Annotated in this window: 16 protein-coding genes and 1 pseudogene; 8 read left to right on the top strand and 9 right to left on the bottom strand. The window is 71.4% G+C overall.

The features are described from left to right. Positions 1–301, bottom strand: a pseudogene (locus tag D7V80_RS33610) (hypothetical protein); the annotation flags it as partial. A gap of 347 nt (positions 302–648) precedes the next feature. Between D7V80_RS33610 and D7V80_RS33605 the strand changes: the two are divergent. Continuing rightward, positions 649–1,347 carry a LysM domain-containing protein gene (locus D7V80_RS33605; protein WP_014393250.1) on the top strand — a complete coding sequence of 233 codons (699 nt, stop codon included), beginning with the start codon at positions 649–651 and terminating at the stop codon, positions 1,345–1,347. Between the two features lie 229 nt (positions 1,348–1,576). Continuing rightward, complete coding sequence (locus D7V80_RS33600) at positions 1,577–1,963, top strand: response regulator (protein ID WP_120591993.1); 387 nt, start codon at positions 1,577–1,579, stop codon at positions 1,961–1,963. Here D7V80_RS33600 and D7V80_RS33595 read toward each other — a convergent pair. After that, positions 1,946–3,883: a PAS domain-containing sensor histidine kinase gene (locus D7V80_RS33595; protein WP_233585907.1), complete on the bottom strand. Its 1,938-nt coding sequence runs from the start codon at positions 3,881–3,883 to the stop codon at positions 1,946–1,948. The two genes, D7V80_RS33600 and D7V80_RS33595, sit on opposite strands and share 18 nt — an antisense overlap. 110 nt (positions 3,884–3,993) lie before the next feature. Continuing rightward, the gene (locus D7V80_RS33590) at positions 3,994–4,266 is read right to left on the bottom strand and encodes a hypothetical protein (RefSeq protein ID WP_120591991.1); all 273 of its coding nucleotides are present in this window, start codon (positions 4,264–4,266) and stop codon (positions 3,994–3,996) included. Between the two features lie 177 nt (positions 4,267–4,443). On the opposite strand from D7V80_RS33590, the gene D7V80_RS33585 reads away from it, so the two are divergent. Then, positions 4,444–5,130 (top strand): response regulator, encoded by a 687-nt coding sequence (locus D7V80_RS33585; protein ID WP_233585905.1) that lies wholly within the window; start codon positions 4,444–4,446, stop codon positions 5,128–5,130. 9 nt (positions 5,131–5,139) lie between these two features. On the opposite strand, the gene D7V80_RS33580 is transcribed toward D7V80_RS33585, so the two are convergent. Genes D7V80_RS33580 through D7V80_RS33570 form a run of 3 tightly spaced genes read right to left on the bottom strand, consistent with a single transcriptional unit; the run spans position 5,140 to position 10,267 of the window. Beyond that, on the bottom strand, positions 5,140–7,995 hold the full coding sequence (locus tag D7V80_RS33580) for a bpX6 domain-containing protein (protein WP_199738921.1): 2,856 nt from the start codon (positions 7,993–7,995) through the stop codon (positions 5,140–5,142). Next, entirely contained in the window at positions 7,992–9,809 is a 1,818-nt protein-coding gene (locus tag D7V80_RS33575; RefSeq protein ID WP_120591988.1) for an LpqB family beta-propeller domain-containing protein, read from the bottom strand. Before D7V80_RS33575 ends, D7V80_RS33580 begins: the two co-directional genes overlap by 4 nt. Further along, entirely contained in the window at positions 9,806–10,267 is a 462-nt protein-coding gene (locus tag D7V80_RS33570) for a hypothetical protein (protein WP_120591987.1), read from the bottom strand. Before D7V80_RS33570 ends, D7V80_RS33575 begins: the two co-directional genes overlap by 4 nt. A gap of 234 nt (positions 10,268–10,501) precedes the next feature. On the opposite strand from D7V80_RS33570, the gene D7V80_RS33565 reads away from it, so the two are divergent. After that, positions 10,502–10,867, top strand: coding sequence for an SRPBCC domain-containing protein (locus tag D7V80_RS33565; protein ID WP_233585903.1), 366 nt, complete (start codon positions 10,502–10,504; stop codon positions 10,865–10,867). A 483-nt stretch (positions 10,868–11,350) separates the two neighbouring features. Continuing rightward, a complete protein-coding gene (locus D7V80_RS33560; protein ID WP_120591986.1) occupies positions 11,351–11,641 on the top strand; it encodes a hypothetical protein in 291 nt (96 codons plus the stop codon). A 368-nt stretch (positions 11,642–12,009) separates the two neighbouring features. On the opposite strand, the gene D7V80_RS33555 is transcribed toward D7V80_RS33560, so the two are convergent. Next, a complete protein-coding gene (locus D7V80_RS33555) occupies positions 12,010–13,170 on the bottom strand; it encodes an AAA family ATPase (protein WP_120591985.1) in 1,161 nt (386 codons plus the stop codon). Positions 13,171–13,215: 45 nt separating this feature from the next. On the opposite strand from D7V80_RS33555, the gene D7V80_RS33550 reads away from it, so the two are divergent. From D7V80_RS33550 to D7V80_RS33540, 3 genes are all read left to right on the top strand, one after another. Next, positions 13,216–13,836 carry a hypothetical protein gene (locus D7V80_RS33550; RefSeq protein WP_120591984.1) on the top strand — a complete coding sequence of 207 codons (621 nt, stop codon included), beginning with the start codon at positions 13,216–13,218 and terminating at the stop codon, positions 13,834–13,836. Between the two features lie 24 nt (positions 13,837–13,860). Continuing rightward, positions 13,861–14,571, top strand: coding sequence for a YqiA/YcfP family alpha/beta fold hydrolase (locus tag D7V80_RS33545; RefSeq protein WP_120591983.1), 711 nt, complete (start codon positions 13,861–13,863; stop codon positions 14,569–14,571). A 62-nt stretch (positions 14,572–14,633) separates the two neighbouring features. Further along, complete coding sequence (locus D7V80_RS33540) at positions 14,634–15,347, top strand: esterase family protein (protein ID WP_120591994.1); 714 nt, start codon at positions 14,634–14,636, stop codon at positions 15,345–15,347. 103 nt (positions 15,348–15,450) lie between these two features. Here D7V80_RS33540 and D7V80_RS33535 read toward each other — a convergent pair whose 3' ends face one another. Next, a complete protein-coding gene (locus tag D7V80_RS33535; RefSeq protein WP_199738920.1) occupies positions 15,451–16,092 on the bottom strand; it encodes a LysM domain-containing protein in 642 nt (213 codons plus the stop codon). Positions 16,093–16,195: 103 nt separating this feature from the next. Next, entirely contained in the window at positions 16,196–17,602 is a 1,407-nt protein-coding gene (locus tag D7V80_RS33530; RefSeq protein ID WP_120591981.1) for an MATE family efflux transporter, read from the bottom strand. Between the last annotated feature and the right edge of the window lie 23 nt (positions 17,603–17,625).

Below are 17,625 nucleotides of genomic sequence, written 5' to 3'. Positions count from 1 at the left end.
TGTTCACGTAGACGCCTTCGCTGCCGTCCTCCGCCTTCCCCACCACCACCTGCTCGCCCGCGCGCACCCGGCGGCCCTCGCGCACCCAGAGCTCGCCCTGCGCGTCCAGCACCAGCGCGCCGTCCATGCGCGGCTCGCGCGGCATCCGCCACCGCCCGTCCACCCGCACGTACGTGGGCAGGTTCGTCGTGGTGAAGAAGCCCTCCGGCAGCACGCCGTCCGCCGGAGCCGGGGTGAAGCGCGCGTCCGGGAAACCGCTGAACCGCGCCGCCGTGAAGTCGGGATGAGCAATGGTCGTCACCCCGCCACCATGCGCGGGCCCTCCCACCCGTTCAAGCGCGGCGCGCGCCTCCATCCCCTCGGATTGTTTCCCCTTTCATAAGGACCACCCACCTGGACGCACCCCGTCATGGAGCCGCTAAATCCCCGGAAATTACGCACCGGGATAAGCGCTCCCCAGGAGGGGCCTGTCGCCGGTGCGGCGCTTTCGTGACCGGGATTCCGCTCCGGGTGCGTCCATTCGGCCACATGTGCGCGCCTGGAGTGAAAAGCAGGCGGGGGACGCAACCCGGGTTCTTGATCGCCGAGAATGGAAACAATCGCAGCCGGTGACCACTCCGGGTCACTGCTCCCTCTAGGAGCCCCCCCATGAGCTACCGCATTCAATCTGGCGACACCCTGTCTGGTCTGGCGAAGCGCTACGGCACCTCCGTGGACTCGCTGATGAAGGCCAACCCGGACATCCAGAACAAGGACCTCATCTACGCGGGCAAGACGCTGAACATCCCCGGCTCGCGCGACAGCTTCGAGCCCGGCACGCAGGGTGTGCGCGGTGGCGGCTCGGGCGGCTCCAGCGGCGCGGGCAACGTGACGGCGCCTCCGGGCGGCGCGGGCCCGGGCACGCGCGGCCCCGGTGGCAGCCCGTTCGACATCGCGATGTCCCACATGGGCAAGAACGCCGGCTCGCTGAAGTACGAGACGTCCGGCGTGGGCGCGGACATGGAGGACTGGGTCCCCAACAACGTCAACTGCGCCAACTTCGTCTCCGCGTGCCTGGAGCAGGCCGGGCAGATCAAGGACAGCCAGCACAGCGCGTCCGTGATGACGCTCCAGGCGAACCTGGACCGCGACCCGAACTTCAAGCGCGTGGACCTGAAGGACGCGAAGCCCGGCGACGTCGTCTCCATGAAGGTGGGCAGCGGCCAGCACGTGGTGATGTTCGCGGGCTGGAAGGACGGCAAGGCCCAGTTCATCGGCTCCAACAACATCAACTCGGACGGCTCGCAGCGCATCAGCCTCACGTCCATGAACTACCCCATCATGTCCGTGCACCAGTACCAGGGCTGAACAGACCTGTAGCCCGAGGTCCCCGGTGGGGCCTTCGCCTTCCGCGCCCATGGGGCCTGGAAGGGGGAGGCCCCATCCGCTTTTCGCGGGCATGGAGACAGGCGCCTGCCCTCCAAGGCACCCGGAGTGGCGCGGGCTGCACATTGCCAATGGCCTATCGTCCAGGGCTGGACGTTCCCTGGACACGGGTCTTTCGGACGGAGCCGGACGGGGGGAGGCTCCCGGAGCAATGCGAAGCCTCATCCTCCTCGTGGAAGACCATGTCGACAGCCGTGAGATGCTGGAGGAGTTCCTCACGCTGGAAGGATTCGCCGTGGAGGTCGCCGGCAACGGCCTGCACGCCTGGGAGCGCCTGAGGCGCGGCCCCACGCCGGACGTGATGCTGCTGGATTTGATGATGCCGGTGATGAGCGGCTGGGAGCTGATGGAGCGCGTGCAGAAGGAGCCGCGCCTGAAGAACCTGCCCGTCATCGTCGTGTCGGGCGCGGGCGCCACCCGCCCCGTGCCCCAGGGCATCCGGGCGTCCATCCCCAAGCCGCTGGATTTGGACGACCTGATGCGCGCGCTGGAGCCGTTCCGCTCCTCCACGCAGTCGCAGTTAGCCGCCGCCTACTGAGCCCGGCGGCGTCGCGGGCTGCGCCGGCTCGCGAGGCAGGAGCACGCGGAAGACGGTGCCCTCCGACGCGCGCGAGCGCACCTCGATGCGGCCTCCGTGGCCCTTCACCACCTGCTCGACGATGTAGAGCCCCAGCCCCAGGCCGCCGTGCGTGTTGCTGCCCGCGCCGCGCCGGAAGGGGTCGAACAGGCGCGGCAGCATGTCCGGCGGGATGGGGTCTCCGCCGTTCTGCACCTCCAGCACCACGTGCGCGTCCGCGTCCGACAGCGTGAAGCGCACGGGTGAGTCCGGCGGGCTGTACTGGAGCGCGTTGCCGCCCAGGTTGCTCACCACCTGGAGCAGCCGGCCCGAGTCCCAGGCGCCGTCGTAGCGGCCCGGGCCCACGTTCAACGTCAGCGAGCGCTCCGGCCACGCCGCCTCCAGCTCCTCCACCGCCTGGCGCACCGCCGCGCGCACGTCGCCGGGCACCCGCTCGATGGGGATGCCGCCGCCCAGCCGGCTGCGGGTGAAGTCGAGCAGCTCCGAAATCATCCGCGCCATGCGCTCGCTGGAGCGCGCGATGCGGGACACCGCCTTGCGGTCGCGCTCCTGGAGCGCGTCGCCGTGCAGGAGCTTGGTGACGGACAGCTGGATGGCGTTGAGGGGGTTGCGCAGGTCGTGGCTCACGATGGCGATGAGCCGCTCGCCGAACTGCGCCGCCTCCCGCGCCGCCTCTTCGGCGCGGCGGCGCTCGGTGACGTCCACCAGCGTGACGACGCCCGCGACGATGTGGTCGTCCCGGTCGCGCACGGGCGCGCTGGAGCCCAGAAGGTGCGCGGTGGTGCCGTCCGGCCGGCGCACCTGGAGCGGCTCCGCCTGGCGCGTCTCACCGGTGCGCAGCGCGCGGGCCATGGGCCACGCGTCGTCCGCCAGCGGCTGGTTGTCCGCGGTGAACATCTGATGCGACGACTCGTAGTCCGCCAGGCTGGCCGAGGGCCGGAACGGATGGCCCAACAGCGACTCCAGCGCGCGGTTGCCCAGGAGCAGCCGGCCGCTGGGCGCCTCCGCGATGAGCACGCCCGCGGGGAGCTGATCCAACACCGCCGCCAGCCGCGCGCGCTCCGCCTCGATGGTGGCCAGCAGGCGCTGCCGCTCCGCTTCCGCATTGCGGCGCTGGGTGATGTCCAGCACCGTGGCGGCGCGGCCCACGCGGCGGCCCGTGGCGTCCCTCAAGGACGTCACGTGCACGAACGCGGGGAAGCGGCTGCCGTCCCGGCGCAGGTGCAGCGCTTCGTATTCGTGGAACGGCTTGGAGCTGGCGGCGGCCATGTGCCGGGGCAGCGCGCCGCGCGACTCGGGCGCGACCAGGTCCTCCAGCCGCAGCCCCTTGAGCGCCTCCGCGGGCTGTCCGTGCATGCGCGCGAGCGCGGGGTTCGCCGCCACGAACGCGCTGTCCTCCGCGGCCATCACCGCCACGCCCACGCCCAGGTGCGTGAAGATGTCCTCCCAGCGCTGGGGCCCGGACGCGTCCGGAGCGCCCTGCTCGCGCGCGGCCTCCGCCGCCGCGCGCGACGCGAGCATCCGCGCCTGGACGTGGGCCTCCAGCGCCGCGGCCTCCACAGAGTCCACGGCGTCGTGGAAGCGCTCCACCTGCTCCTCGTCGCCCGAGCCTCCGCCGCCCCGCTCGCGCCACACCCGCAGCACCGTGTCGCGCAGGCGCCGGAAGTTCGTCGTCGTGGGGTGCCCGTTGGAGCCCTGCACCAGCAGCGACAGCTCGCGCGCCAGTGGGTCGGAGACGCGCGCGTCCGGGTTCGACATCCGGGCCGCCACCGCGGACAGCCCATGCGTGAAGGTGTCGCCAGAGCCCGGGGCTTCGTGGAGCCACGCGTCCTGCAGGACGTCACGGGACTGGAAGAGGAAGTCGGCCAGGGGCAGGGACACGGTGCGAGGCTCGCGGGGCGAAGGGGACCTGAGGTGCATCCGGGAGAAGAGGAGGTCACCTCCGACTTAGGCTCCCGCTTCCCATGCGACAAGGACCGTCTGACGACGTGTCAGGAGGAAGGCGAACGGACCAGGCCCAGCGGCGACAAGGCAGTCAACCGCAGGAGCCCCGCGCCCGGCTCCACGCGGTAGCGGACCTGGAATCCGCAGGAGAGCACCGTCGCCCCCTCCCGCCCCGACGGTGGCACCTGCAGACCCGGCATCCGGCTGGCGAGCGCGCCCAGCTCCGCCTGGAGCCGCTCACGCACCGCGGGCGTACAATCCGTGAGCGTGCGCACCACCGGGGGTTCCAATTGGCAGCGGTAGGCCATGAGCGCCGACAAGGGTGTGCATCTACAGCCCAACTGCAAGATGACAGTGGCACGGTGATACGAGCTGGCGGGCGCCGGGCGTCTGGCGGAAACAGTCGCTGGGACACACTGTCGGACAGGTGACGCTGGGGCTCCCGTCGGACCCGGGTGCGCTTCAAGAACCCGAGGAAGAACAGGTCGAATCGGGGAATGGCCCTGGGCGTCCACCACCTGCTGCTCGTCGAGGACGATCGGACATGGCGAGAGGGTGTGGGCCGCGCGGCGCGCGAAGCGGGCTTCGTGGTGTCATCCGTGGCGGACGGCGCGGAGGCGTTGGACTGGCTGCGTCATCGCCCGCGCGCGCAGCACCCGGACCTCATCCTCCTGGACCTGGTGTTGCCCCGGTTGGATGGATGGGAGGTGTACGGCCAGCTGCGCACGGACGCGCGGCTGCGGCACCTGACGGTGATGATGATGTCCTCGGCGAGCGGGGCGCCGGAGGTGCCGCTGAACGGGGTGGTGGGCTTCCTGCACAAGCCGTCCCAGCCGGAGGCGCTGGTGCGGGCCCTGGCCGAGCGGCTGCGCGAGCTGCCCGGGCGTCCGAAGGAACTCCCGCGCGTGCCGTACTCACTGCGGCTGACGGACGAGTCGCTCTACACGCTGCACGCCCTGCCGGCCCCGGTCCGTCACGCGGTGCGCGTGCACCTGTTGCGCGCCTCGGAGCTGGCGGCCTCGGAGCTGCCCCTGGCGTCGTCGTGGCTGATGGCGCTGCACAGTGAGCGGCCCTCGCTGCTGGTGACGGTGGAGGGCGTGCGCGTGGTGCTGGAGGTGGACGACGCCGGCTGCGCGCTGACGGCGAGCATGGTCATCGTGCCCAGCCATATGCGCTGCGCCTGATGTGGAGGCTCACACCACCGGCACGCGGTGGACCTCGCCCGAGTGCAGGTCCAGCCACACCACGCGCCCGTGCAGGTCGTGCACGACGCACCAGTCCTCCGTGAGGCGCACGACCTGGGGCGGAGTGCCGGAGAACTCCACCGTCGCGCGGGGATGGTCTGCGACGGTGCGCAGGACGGCCGTGTGCAGCTCGCGCTTCTGGAAGCGCGTCACGCTCCAGGAAGGAGTGAGCACCACGCCCATGCGTTCCCCGTCCGGCCGGGCCGGGCGGTGGAAGCGCCGCGCGACGATGGGGGCCACGTAGTAGGGCCAGGGTCCGGGCTCCTCGTCTTCGGTAGGCGCGATGAGCACGCCCATCGCCTCGCCGTCGGGCGTGAGCGCGAGGGCGTCCAGCGTCTCCCGCAGGTCCTTCATGTCCGCGCGCCCGCGCAGGACGGGGCCGCTCTCCAGCGCATAGACCCAGCGCTCCAGACGTTCGAAGTCCTGGCCCGGGGTGAGGTGCAGGACGAGGAAGGACAGGTGCTTCGCGTCCACGGCCATCTCGAGCACGGTGCCGCCCACCTCCGGCACGCGCCACAGCGAGCGCGGCTCCGCGGCGAGCGTGTCCACCATGCTCACGACGTCGCGCGTGGCGGTGAACCACCGTTCCCCGTCGTAGGTGGGCGCCCACGCGTCCAGCTCCAGGTCGCACCAGCGCGTGGCCCGGCGCTCCACCAGGTCCAGCCGCGACACGCGCCACAGGTCACCCCGCCGCGCCAGCGCGAGGGCGCGGTCTCCCTGCGCGGACAGAACCAGCGAGAACGCCGGCACGTCGAAGCCCGCGAGCGTGCGTCCGTCCGGGCCCACCAGCCGCGCGCCGGATTCCCCCAGCGCGAGCAGCACGCGCCGGCCCGGCAGCACCACGGCGTCATGCACGGCGTGGGCGCCCGCGTGGCTCCGGTCCATCCACACGCGCACGTGCGGCAGGTCGTGCGTTTCGGACCAGGGGCTCCGTTGAGAGGCCCGCGGCGTCGGCAGGTCCGTGCGCAGCGCGGCCAGGGCCGGGTCCTTGAGCGCGTGCAGCTGCTGGAGGAGCCTGGCGTTGGAAGGGAGCTCTTCCATCACCTCGTCGCGCATCAGCGAGCGCACGGTGGGGACGAGGAGCGCGCTCCGGGCATCGGAGGCGTCCGCGCGCAGCAGCTCCGTGGCGAAGGCCAGGCGCTCCGGAGCGCGTGTCGAGGTGTCGTCCGACAGCAGGGTCTGGATGTCCTCGCGCGCGGCGCCGAAGCCGTCCGGGAACGCGAGCGCCAGGCGCGCCAGGAGCTTCGCGCTGCCCGTGCCTCCAGCCTGGATGCCCCGCGCCACCCAGGCGCGTGCGAGGTGGCGCGCGGACGACACGGGCCACACGACGTCCACCGCGCGCGACCAGTCTCCGGCCTCCGCGAGCGACTCCGCCCACAAGAGGCGCAGGGCCTGCGCTTCGGCGGGATGGGTCTTCTCCAGGCGCAGCACGGCGTCCGCGAACACACCCGAGCGCCGTGCGATGGCCACCGCGCGCTCCACGTCCTTCGCGAGGAACCACTGGCGCACCACGAGGCCCGGCGGGAGGTCGCGCCCTTCCGCGAGCTCCGCCGCGAGCTGGAAGCGGCCGTGGCGCTCCAGGAAGGACACGGCCTCTTCGGTCGCTTCCAGCAGCTCCGCGAGGACGAAGGCGGCCTCGTCGATGCGGCCTTCGCGCTCCAGGCGGCGGAAGGTCTCGCGGTAGCGCTCACGCAGCGCTTCGAACACGGCGGGGCCTCCGCCGAACGACTGCGCGGCACCGCTCCGGCCCTGGGGTTGGATGCGAAGCGTCTCGCGCGGGCCGGGGACACCGAGCGCGAGCTTCGCGCGTGCGTCCATGTCCTTGCCCAGGGGGATGGCGTGGCGCAGGGCTTCGTCGAGGTTGCCCTGTTCGAAGAGTTCGAAGAGGTGGCGCAGGTAGTCGCCCTTGCGCCGTCCCACGAGCTGTCCGAGGAGCGTGTTCCGGAGCATCCACTCCTTGAGCTGTTCGAGCGCGCCCGGGCCTTCCGGTTCGGCGGGACGTGCGCCGGGCGCGGGGAGCGAGCCCTGTGAAGCCGTGGCGCCGTTGCGTCCGCGCATTCCCGCGAGGAGCCGCGCGAGCCAGCCGGCCCGTGCCCCGGTGCCCGGTGTGCCTTGCGTCTCCGTGCGGAAGGCCTGGCGCAAGCGTGAAAAGAATCCTTCACGACGGACGGTCAGCACGGCTTCGCCGGGCTTCCGCGAGAAGACCCGCCGCACTCTCTCGAAGAAGCCCTCGCGCATCACCGGGACCTCTCGCCCCGCCATGCGCGCCAGCATGCGCTCCGCTTCGGGCGCGAGCGCGGGCACCTTCGGTCCGAACGTCGCGCGCGTGGGTGCAGGCAGCGGCTCCAGCGCGCTCTTCATGGGCGGAGGCGGCGCGCCCAATCCCTTCACCCGCACACGCCGCCACGCCGAGACGTCCAGCCACGTCCCCGGATCCACCTGGCGCAGCGCTCCGGGCCCGTACATCCGCGCGATGCCCTCGTGCACCAGCACGACGGCTCCCGGCGGCGGCGCCAATCGCTCGCGCTCCTTCGGGCTCAGCGGCGCGCTGGTGAGCACTCCCGACTCCAGCACCAGCGGCAGTCCAGGCGCGGCCTCCACCGCGCTCTTGCACGATGCCGCCAGCTTCAGCAGATGGCCTCCCGCCAGTGCCCAGACCGTGGCGCCGGGCCTCCAGGCCGCCAGCACGCGGCGACGTGCCTCGGCCTCTCCCAGCAGCCCGGGATGGAACCACCAGGCCGCCGCCACCACGGTGCCCCGGTGCACCTGGGCGCGAGGACGCACGGAGCCGGTCGCGGTGCTCACGGCGTGGCCTCCGGGACGGAGCGGTACAGCACCGCCTGCTCCATCAGGTCCCACAACACGAACTCCCCCGCCTGCGTCAGCCACCCGAACACCGGCTGCCCGTGGCTCGCCGCGGCCTGCACCACGGGACCACTGGCCACCGCGAGCTTCCGGGGCACCTGGGTCGAGAAGAAGCGGAAGGTGCGCTGATCCGGATCCAACGCGACCAGCCCGGGCGGCGAAGGCGCGGGCGGCTGCATCACCCCCACCACCTCATGCGCCCTGGGCACGGTGATGGCCGACACGCCCGTCTCCAGGAACAGCCGCCACTCCGAGTCATCGTCGCGCACCGCGAGCAGCCCCGCGTCAGGGTGCCCCCCTGACGGCGAGTAGCCGAAGTACGCATACCCGTCACGCGCGTTGAGCGGGACCATGCGGGCGGGCTCCTCGTCCAGCACCTTGAGCCGTGAGATGACCGCGCGGCCTGCTCCCTTGCCCTGGGGCCGCAGCACGCAGACCGGGTGCGCGTTCACCGACACGAGCGCGCTGACGTCCTCCGCCACCACCTCGATCGCCGAGGTCCCCACGTCGGAGGGAGGCGCCAGCGAGAACAGCTGGTCCTTGTCATTCATCAACCACAGGTGTTCCTGCCCCCGCGGATCCACCCAGCTCACGATGTTGGACGGGAGCACGTCCGACTCGGTATCCGGCCGGTTGAGGTCATCCGCCACGTGGTAGCGCGCCTTCCGGAAACCCCTCGGCGTGCGCACCTGTCCGTGCATCACGTAACCGCCCTGGTTCCGCGCGAGCACGAGCAGTCCACCCGAGGAGCGCCATCCCGCCGCGACCACGTGCTGCCCGGGATGCACGTAGATGCGCCGGGGCTTGGGCACGGTCGCGCGCGGAGAATGCGGCACCGCCATGGCCTCGACGGCGCCATCCGCGGCGAACAACACCACACGCCGGCCGTCCCCGGAGAAGGAGAACTTCGCGATCCGCCGGTCGGCCTTGCGCGGCAGCACTCCGGAAGCCGCTTGAGTGGAAGCGAAGGGATTGCGCAGCAGGCGCAGGCAATCCTCCGGAGGCGGAAGCTCCAGCACCACCGAGCGGGGAACACGGGCCGCGGGCCGCACGTCCACGGTGAGCCGGTGCGCGCCGGGCTCCATCGGTTCGGAGACCTCCACGCGGGACATCCCCTCCGCGCCCTCCAGCCGCCCCAGGCGCGAGGAGCCCACGAGCCACACGTCCTCGGGCGTGCGTGAGAGGTCCAGCACCTCGCGCCACGCGGCAAGGTGTCGCGAGGATGCGGGCGTGGTGGAGCGGGCGTTGAGCCACGCGAGGAGCGACGTGCCGCCCAGGCCCGTATGGGTGGCCTGAGCGGGCTCGGTCTGGAGCGCGCCCCAGGTGAACGCCGCGCCCACGGCCTCGGCGCGGCGCGCGAGCACGACCAGCAGCGCGAGGTGCGCGATGCGCGGCAGGCCCAGTTGATCCGGTCCCACGTCCAGCAGCACCACGGTGCGCCGAGCCCCCTGCGGCTGCCGGAACGCGGGCTTGAGGAATGACAACTCACCGAACGCCGCGCGGCGCACCAGTTCCTCCGGCGCCTCCAATGCCCAGAGCCACTCACTGACGAGCAGCCGGTCGAAAGGCCCCCGTCGGGAGAGCCCGTCATAACCTTGAGGCTCACCGCCCTCGGCCTCACCGCGAGGCCGCAGCGTCCCGACCGCCGCCGACAGCCGCGCCACATGCGGCCCCAGGTGCCGCGCGAGGTCCTCCGGGAAGAGGGCCAGCTGCGCCGCCCAGGGGCGCAGCGCGGGAGGCAGCGCGGTCGTCACGAAGCGGCCTCCACGACCGAGGCGGACAACCACGCGGACAGCGAGGCGCGCGCGACAGGCTTGGCCGCCGCGACAGAGACGAGCACCCCGGACGAGGGCAGCACCGCGAGCGGCGCATCACCCTGCCCCGCGAGCAGCGCGCGCTCCAACAACGAAGGCGCCACATCCGGCTCCAGCGTGCAGGGCAGCAGCAGCGCGGGCGCCAGTGGGTCACGGCCCAGGTACACCGCGCCATCCACCCAGGGCAGCGAAGCGGAAGCTCCCAGCAGCACGAGCACGTCCGGTCCCGCGACACCGGTCCACGATGCGAGCGTCGCGTCCTCCGCCCGCGAAGCGCGGTGTCCCAGCGCGAGCGCCACGGGGCCGACGCCGGCCACGGCCACGGGCTCCAGGGGTAGGGCCCGGGGGCGCCAGCGCACGGGAAGTCCCGCGACGACCGGCTCCAGAGGCGGCCTCATGACGCCCTGCTCCCGCGCATCCCACGCCCGTTGATCACCCGCGCACTCTAGACCGCGCCGGGCATGACGCGCGACAGTCCGCCGGACTTCCGCTGTACAGCGTCCGGAGCCGCTGTCCATGCTCCCGAGCATGAGCACGACCCGGATCCGCTCCCACCTGAAGGCCCCTCGCTCGCGCGTCTACAGCGCCCTGATTGACGCCCGGGCGGTCGCGACCTGGATGGTGCCGACGGCATGACCAGCCAGGTGCACGTCTTCGAACCGCGCGAGGGCGGCGCGTTCCGAATCTCACTCACCTACGACGCGCCCACGGAGACCGGAAAGACGAGCGCGCAAACGGACACGCATCACGGCCGCTTCGTGAAGCTCGTGCCGGACGAACAGGTCATCGAAACCACCGAGTTCGAGACCTCCGACCCCGCGCTGCAAGGAGAGATGATCATCACGTTCACGCTCACCGACGCACAGGACGGAGGCACCGACCTCGTCGCCGTGCACGAAGGACTCCCGCCCGGCGTACCACCCGCGGACAATGAGCTTGGATGGAGGATGTCCCTGGAGAAGCTCGCGAAGTACGTCGAGTCACCCGTCCCAGCGTGACGGCAGCGACCTTCGGCAGGGAGTGTGAAACACGCAGAGTCGATGGAGGATGCATCGCACCGTTTTGGTCACCTGAAACGTCTGGTGATGGGACTCGGCGTGCTCGCTGCATCGCAGTCCCAGCTCGCATCCGCGGACCCGCCCCTGACGAAAGCGCCGGGCTGCACCTGAGGCATCCCCTTATCTGAATCAGATAAGTCCGAAGAAGCGACCTGAGCCCAAGCCCGGAACCGCGATCCTCGACGACTCGGCCGCGGCGGCGTTCATCGTCGACGCTTTCCGATGCCCCTTCACCCGGTCGGCCCTGCGCGATAACCCACTGAAATCACTGCGCGCCAGGGTCGCTGCCATGGAAACTCACGCCCACAGCCGTCAAGCGGCTAGATCGCCTCAAGAATGAGGCACTCCAAGCCCGATTCGGGCCTTGGCTGAAAACCGAGGAGTAGGACTTGGGCTTCACCCGCTTTGCCCGGAGGCCCACCCATGGCAGTGCCGATTCCAAGTCTCTACATCGAGAACGTGATCCGCGAAATCGCGCTATCCCGCCGCCTGTTCGACACCCACGATGTCATCAAGCGACTCATGGCCCGCTACCCCGCTCGATACAAAACAGCTCTCGCGGCATGCGGCGCGAAGCGGAACCCCCTGCACTCGCTCCATACCCAGTTGGGCCGCGCAATCGCCGAGATCTGCCTGCGCTTGGGCTATCACCCTCGGCAATCGCGCAGCAAGGACATCCACGACAGGAACAGCCGCTGCCTGAGTTGGTCCTGAAATGCAACCGCCCGGTGGCGCCTTGAGGCGCCACTGGGGATTACACAGAGCAACCTACGACCTCGCCGCGCCTGTATGCACAATGGTCCACGCAGGCCCCTCCAGCCACTCTGCGTGAGGCGTTGGATGCGCGGCTGCTCTCGCTTGCGGCGTTCTGCGAGCAAGCCAAGGGAAGCCCCGACGCGGAGCGATTCCGAGCCGCGTCGCCCCAGGTACGAGCGCTCGTGGACAGCGTGGTCCGGACACCCTCCGACAGCCTTCCAGGCACGGACTGGATGCACCCGTCCCGACAGTGCCTGGAAGCCCTCGGGTTCCATGCGCCTCCCGAAGGATGGGACACCTTCGAGGGCTGGCCTGGATGACGCACGTCACGCCGCGCGAGTGCTCGCTTCTTCCTCCAGCACCGCCGCCACCGCGCCACGCAACGCACGCAGCGTCTCCGGCAGTGCCTCCGGCGCGAAGCCCGCGTCCATCTCGCGCGCCACGCCCTCCAGCTTGAGCCGCCACGCGGCCACCGCGTCCACGTCTCCGTCCACGGGCCGAGACTCCAGCAACACCTGCCCCGCCTGCGCGATGCGCTGGGCCCGGGCCAGGGGCCCCGCGCTCGCCTCCAGCGCCGCGGCCGGCAGCGCCAGGTTCTCCGACGCGGACAGCACGTCGCGCAGCACGTCGCGCGCCAGCGCCTGCGCCTCCTTCGTGGGCACCGCGTAGACGAGCGGCCACAGGTCCGCCACGCCCGGCGTCGTCCGCCCCGCCAGCGCCGCGGCGGCGGCCACCAGCCGCTGCACCTTCACCGCGCGCCGATCCGACAGCGCGATGCCCGCCGCCCGCAGCGTCCGCAGCGCCTGCGCCAGGTGCGGCCGCACCGGCCCCAGGTCCGCGCGCCTCGCCGCCTGCGCCACCACGTCCAGGGACTGGAGCGACGCCACTCGCGGCGCCGCGTCCGCCCACAGCGACGCGCCCCCCTCCAGCAGCTCCTCCAGCCGCGGATCCGGCACCGGCTCCACGAAGATGCGCGCGAGGAACCGGTCCGCGAACGCCGCCAGCGCGTCATCCTCCGGCAGCGCGTTGGACGCGCCCACGCACACCCGCAGCGGGCACTGCATGCGCGTGTGGCCGCGCCGGAAGGTGCGCTCGTTCAGCAGCCCCAGCAGCGTGTTGAGGATGGCCGTGGAGCCCAGGAACACCTCGTCCAGGAAGGCCACCTCCGCCTCCGGCAACATGCCCGCCGTCTCCGTCTCCACCAGCCCCTCGCGCAGCTTGCGCAGGTCCACCGGCCCGAAGATTTCAGACGGCTCCGTGAAGCGCCCCAGCAGGTACTCGAAGTAGGAGCCGCCCAGCCCGCGCGCCGTCCTGCGCACCGCCTCGCTCTTCGCGGTGCCCGGCGGTCCCACGACAAGCAGGTGCTCGCCCGCCACCGCCGACAGCGCCACCAGCTCCACCATCGCCTCGCGCTCGACCAGCCCCCGGCTCGCGTCGGTGAGCGCGTCGCGGACCTCGGCCGCCGCGACCTCGAAAGATACGGACATGCCCCGAAGCCTAGCCTCGCCCCCGGTCCGGCATACAGTGGCGGCATGGACACGAAGTGGAAGTGGCTGACCCTGGCCGGAGTCCTGGGCGCGGGGCCAGCGGTCGCGGACGGGTGGCATGGCTATGCCTCCCTGGGCGCGGGCATCACCCTGGATCATTTCAGCGACTGGCGCGCCAAGGGCCCCGCCCTCCAGGCCTGGCTCGCCGTGGAGACCCCGCCCGGCCTGTCCCTGGGCGTCGTCTTCGAGACCACCCAGACCTGGGGCCAGCAGTTCGCCGAGGCCCAGAACCCGTCCGAGCTGAGCCGCGTGCAGCTGGACTACACCGCCGTGGGCCTGGAAGCCCGCCTGCGCTTCCTCGGCGACAAGCCGGTGACACCGTGGGTGGGTGCGCGCCTGGCCAAGAGCTGGTCGCAGCCCTTCACCCCGGACAGCCTGGGCCAACTGCGCCGCGAGGACTTCGACGTCACCAGCATGGCCTTCCGCGTGGGCCTGGACGGCTGGATTTCCGACCGGTGGGGCATCTCCGTCGCCACCGCCATCCAGTTCTGCGACGTGAAGTTCACCAAGGCCACGGATGACACCAGCGCCAGCGCGGGCGTCAGCGTGAACATGTGCGCCAAACCGCTCCAGAGCATCGTCGCCGGGCCCGTGCTGCGCTTCTAGCGAGCGCGGATACAGTGCGCGCCCATGAACGCGCCGCCCCCCACCTCCGGTCCCCGCTGGCTCTACCTGCACGGCTTCGCCTCCGGCCCCCTCTCCGCCAAGGGCGTCTGGCTGGACGCGTACTGGGCGAAGCAGGGCATCCCCCTGGAGCGCCTCAACCTGCGCGTGCCGTCGCTGGAGCACCTGAGCCTGCACGCCATGCTGGACACCGTGCGGGAGGCGCTGGGCGCTCCCAATGACCGCGCCGTCCTCATCGGCTCCAGCATGGGAGGGCTCGTCGCCGCGCGCACCGCCGAGCAGGACGCCCGCGTGGGCGCGCTGGTGCTGCTGGCCCCGGCCTTCCGCTTCGTGGAGCAGCTCCAGCGCCGCCTGGGCCCCAACAACTGGACCGAGTGGAAGCGCACGGGCTACCTGGAGACGGACGACCACGCGGAGAAGCGCCGCACGCGCGTGCACCACGGCATCATGGAGGAGGCCCAGCTCATGGACGCGAAGCGCGGCCCCTGGCCGGACGTGCGCGTGCCCACCCTCATCATCCACGGCCGCCAGGACGACACCTGCGACGTGCGCTATTCGCGCGAGTGGGCCCAGGGCAAGCGCCACGTCCGGCTGGTGGAGGTGGACGACGGCCACGAGCTGACCGCCTCGTTGGAGCTCATCGCGAAGGAGGCGGATGCCTTTCTCACGCCATGGAGAGGTGTGGAGCAGACGCGGCAGGTGTTCACTGGCGGCTGAGCCGAGCGCATCCGTGTGGCCGCTCCGCCTGCGCCGCGAACGCGCCGGTTAAGGTGGCGGCCATGAACCGCGAATACCACCGCTGGCACAGCCCGCGGCTGAACCGGGACATGGAAGTGCTGCTGTACGGGCACTCGGGCGAACCCGTCATCCTGGTGCCGACCAGCAAGGGCCGCTTCTTCCAGGCCGAGGACTTCGGCCTCATCGGCGCCATCGCGGACGGCATCGCCGCGGGCCGCTACGTCGTGGTGTGCGTGGACTCGGTGGACGAGGAGTCCTGGTACAACAAGGGCGTCGCCCCCGCCGTGCGCGTGGCCCGCCATGCCCAGTGGGAGGACTACCTGCTGCATGAGGTGGTGCCGCTCGCGAAGGGCCGCGCCGCCGGCGGCCGCCTCACGCTCGCCGGGTGCAGCCTGGGCGGCTTCCACACGTACAACGTGGGCCTGCGCCACCCGGACGTCTTCCAGCGCCTCATCTCCATGGGCGGCAAGTTCGAGACGGAGGACTTCCTCGACGGCCACCACGACGAACAGGTGTACTTCCACACCGCGCCGCAGTGGCTGCCCAACCTGCACGACACCGGACGCCTGTCCGCCCTGCGCCGCGTGGAGATGACCCTGGCCGTGGGCGAGCACGACTTCTGCCGCCCCTCCAACGAGAACCTCTCCAAGGTCCTCTGGCAGAAGGACATCCGCAACGACCTGTCCATCTGGGACGGCGGCACCCACGACTGGCCCGTGTGGCGGCAGATGATCCGCCAGTACCTGCCGGCCTGAAGTCGCGGCGGTCGCCGAGCTCCGGACTCCGGACACGACAAAGCCTCCGGTCGGAAGGACCCGGAGGCTTTCGTGATGCACCATCGTGAGCAACCCCAAAGGGCTACTCGATGGGCATGAACACCTTGAAGCCGGTGCGGCCGCTGTTCGTGGTGTTGCGCTCGATGAAGTCGCTGGCGGACGAGTGACCGTCGCCCAGCGTCACCGCCGTGTGGCCGTAGATGCTGCCCAGGCGCGAGGAGGTGGCCTCCCAGGTGAGCACGAGGCCCGGAATCTTCAGCGCGTCCTCCAGGGACATGTCCACCTGGCGGAACTTGTCGCGCGGCAGGTTGTTGTCGATCTGGTTGCCGTTGCCCGACACGCCGATGCCCATGGAGTTGCGGATGGCCCGGCTCACGCCCGTGGCGCACAGGCCCTGGCTGTTGTAGCCGCCCATGCCCATGGCCGCCGCGCGCGCCGCCTCCGCCAGCCGGCGCCCCTTCTCGGTCCCGCCGGTGGGGGCCACGCCCATCGGGCCGCCCACGTCCTGCCCGCCGCCCACACCGCGCCCACCGCGAACGCCCTGACGGCCACCGCCCGCGTCGAAGCTGTCACGGCCGGAGTGGCCGATGCGCAGCGTTCGACCCGAGAAGATGAGGTCCGGGTTCGAGATGTTGTTGTCGCGCGCCAGCTTCTGCACGGAGGTGCCGAAACGAGCGGCCAGGCCAGAGAGGGTGTCGCCAGGGCGGATGCGGTAGTTGGACATGTAAGCTCCTGGGACAATTGTCGGGACTTCCAGATCCGTGTTGCGTCCGATTCCCAGATTCTTGGAGTTTCCGCCTACGCTGCAAGTTTACAACCATCTCTCCTCAGCTCTCCAGGGGCCGGAGGGTGCCCGCGCTGACGCGCCAGAAGCGCCACAGCACGGCGACGGCCACGGTGATGAGCCCCGCGCACAGGCCCCACCAGATGCCCAGCACGCCCATGCCCAGGTGGAAGCCCAGGAGCAGGGTCAGGGGCAGGCCCACGGCGTAGTGGCCGATGATGTTGGCCACGAAGGTGAAGCGCGTCTGGCCGGCGCCGCGCAGCACGCCCGCGCCCACGCCCTGCACGCCGTCGAAGACCTGGAAGATGGCGCTCACCATCAGCAGGGGCAGCAAGAGCGGCAGCACGTCCTCCGGAGCCCCTGCCAGCTTCGCCAGGCCCTGGGGGAAGAGCGCGAACACGAGCCCTCCGAGCGACATGACCACCGCGCCGAGGGCGAAGGCCATCAGCCCGCTCCTGCGGGCCTGCGGCGTGTCGTGCGCGCCCACGGCCCAGCCCACCCGCACGCTGCCCGCGTTGCCGATGCCCAGCGCCATGGTGAAGGTGAGGCTGGCGAAGGAGAGGGCAATCTGGTGCGCGCCCACGCTCACCGGCCCCAGCTTCGCGGCCAGCACGCCCGCCAGCGCGAACACGCCCACCTCCGCCGCGATGTGCAGGCCAATGGGCAGCCCCACCCGGAACGCCCGCAGCTGATCCGCCTTCACCGGCCTGCGTGACGGCGTGCCCGGCACCGGGATGGCCTGCACCGCCCGCGCGACGATGAGCACCTCCAGCGCCGTGCACAACAGGGTGGACAGCGCCGCGCCCGCCGCGCCCATGGCCGGCACGTGGGTGAGCGGTCCCGCCCACGCGGGCAGCGACTCGCCGCCGAAGACGAACAGCGGCACCAGCATCACGTTGATGATGTTGGCCAGCACGGCGGACACCACCAGCGGCCGGGGCGTCCCGATGGCCTGCAGGTACGCGCGCACCGTGAGGAAGATGAGCATCAGGGGCAGGCTGGGCGCGCGGAAGTGCAGGAAGGCGCGCACCTGGACGATCTGCTCCTCCGCCACGCCCACCCACGGCAGGCCGGACGGCACGGTGATGAGCACCGCCCACAGCACCACGCCCACGAAGGCGGACAGCCACACCCCCTGCCAGAGCACGTCGCGCGCGCGGCGTGGGTTGCCGGCGCCAATGGCCTGGGACACCAGCGGGTCCACGCCCATCATCAGCCCCATCCCGAAGCTGCTGACGGCGAAGAAGAGGGCGTGGCTCAGGCCCACCGCCGCCAGGGCGGACGTGCCCGCCCGGCCGACGATGAAGGTGTCCGTCACGCTCATCAGGGACTGGCCCGCCTGCGCGATGCACAGGGGCACCGCCAGCGCCAGCAGGGCGCGCAGCTCCCCCCGGATGCCGTGGGCCGGGGGGGAGGACGACATGGAGGGCTCGGCGGCTTCGGGCGGCATGACGGGGCCTATAGGGAAGGGAT

This window comes from Corallococcus sp. CA054B, from assembly GCF_003611625.1.
In the GTDB taxonomy this organism is placed as follows: domain Bacteria; phylum Myxococcota; class Myxococcia; order Myxococcales; family Myxococcaceae; genus Corallococcus; species Corallococcus coralloides.
The sequence above is the reverse complement of the archived record's forward strand: the minus strand, read 5'-3'. Positions and strand labels throughout refer to the sequence as shown.

Bases quoted from the DNA above. Each gene is read 5' to 3' on its own strand.
- D7V80_RS33555 (WP_120591985.1), bottom strand. From the start codon at position 13,170: ATGTCCGTATCTTTCGAGGTCGCGGCGGCCGAGGTCCGCGACGCGCTC.
- D7V80_RS33530 (WP_120591981.1), bottom strand. From the start codon at position 17,602: ATGCCGCCCGAAGCCGCCGAGCCCTCCATGTCGTCCTCCCCCCCGGCC.
- D7V80_RS33600 (WP_120591993.1), top strand. From the start codon at position 1,577: ATGCGAAGCCTCATCCTCCTCGTGGAAGACCATGTCGACAGCCGTGAG.
- D7V80_RS33540 (WP_120591994.1), top strand. From the start codon at position 14,634: ATGAACCGCGAATACCACCGCTGGCACAGCCCGCGGCTGAACCGGGAC.
- D7V80_RS33570 (WP_120591987.1), bottom strand. From the start codon at position 10,267: ATGAGGCCGCCTCTGGAGCCGGTCGTCGCGGGACTTCCCGTGCGCTGG.
- D7V80_RS33560 (WP_120591986.1), top strand. From the start codon at position 11,351: ATGGCAGTGCCGATTCCAAGTCTCTACATCGAGAACGTGATCCGCGAA.
- D7V80_RS33565 (WP_233585903.1), top strand. From the start codon at position 10,502: ATGACCAGCCAGGTGCACGTCTTCGAACCGCGCGAGGGCGGCGCGTTC.
- D7V80_RS33605 (WP_014393250.1), top strand. From the start codon at position 649: ATGAGCTACCGCATTCAATCTGGCGACACCCTGTCTGGTCTGGCGAAG.
- D7V80_RS33535 (WP_199738920.1), bottom strand. From the start codon at position 16,092: ATGTCCAACTACCGCATCCGCCCTGGCGACACCCTCTCTGGCCTGGCC.
- D7V80_RS33550 (WP_120591984.1), top strand. From the start codon at position 13,216: ATGGACACGAAGTGGAAGTGGCTGACCCTGGCCGGAGTCCTGGGCGCG.
- D7V80_RS33585 (WP_233585905.1), top strand. From the start codon at position 4,444: ATGGCCCTGGGCGTCCACCACCTGCTGCTCGTCGAGGACGATCGGACA.
- D7V80_RS33545 (WP_120591983.1), top strand. From the start codon at position 13,861: ATGAACGCGCCGCCCCCCACCTCCGGTCCCCGCTGGCTCTACCTGCAC.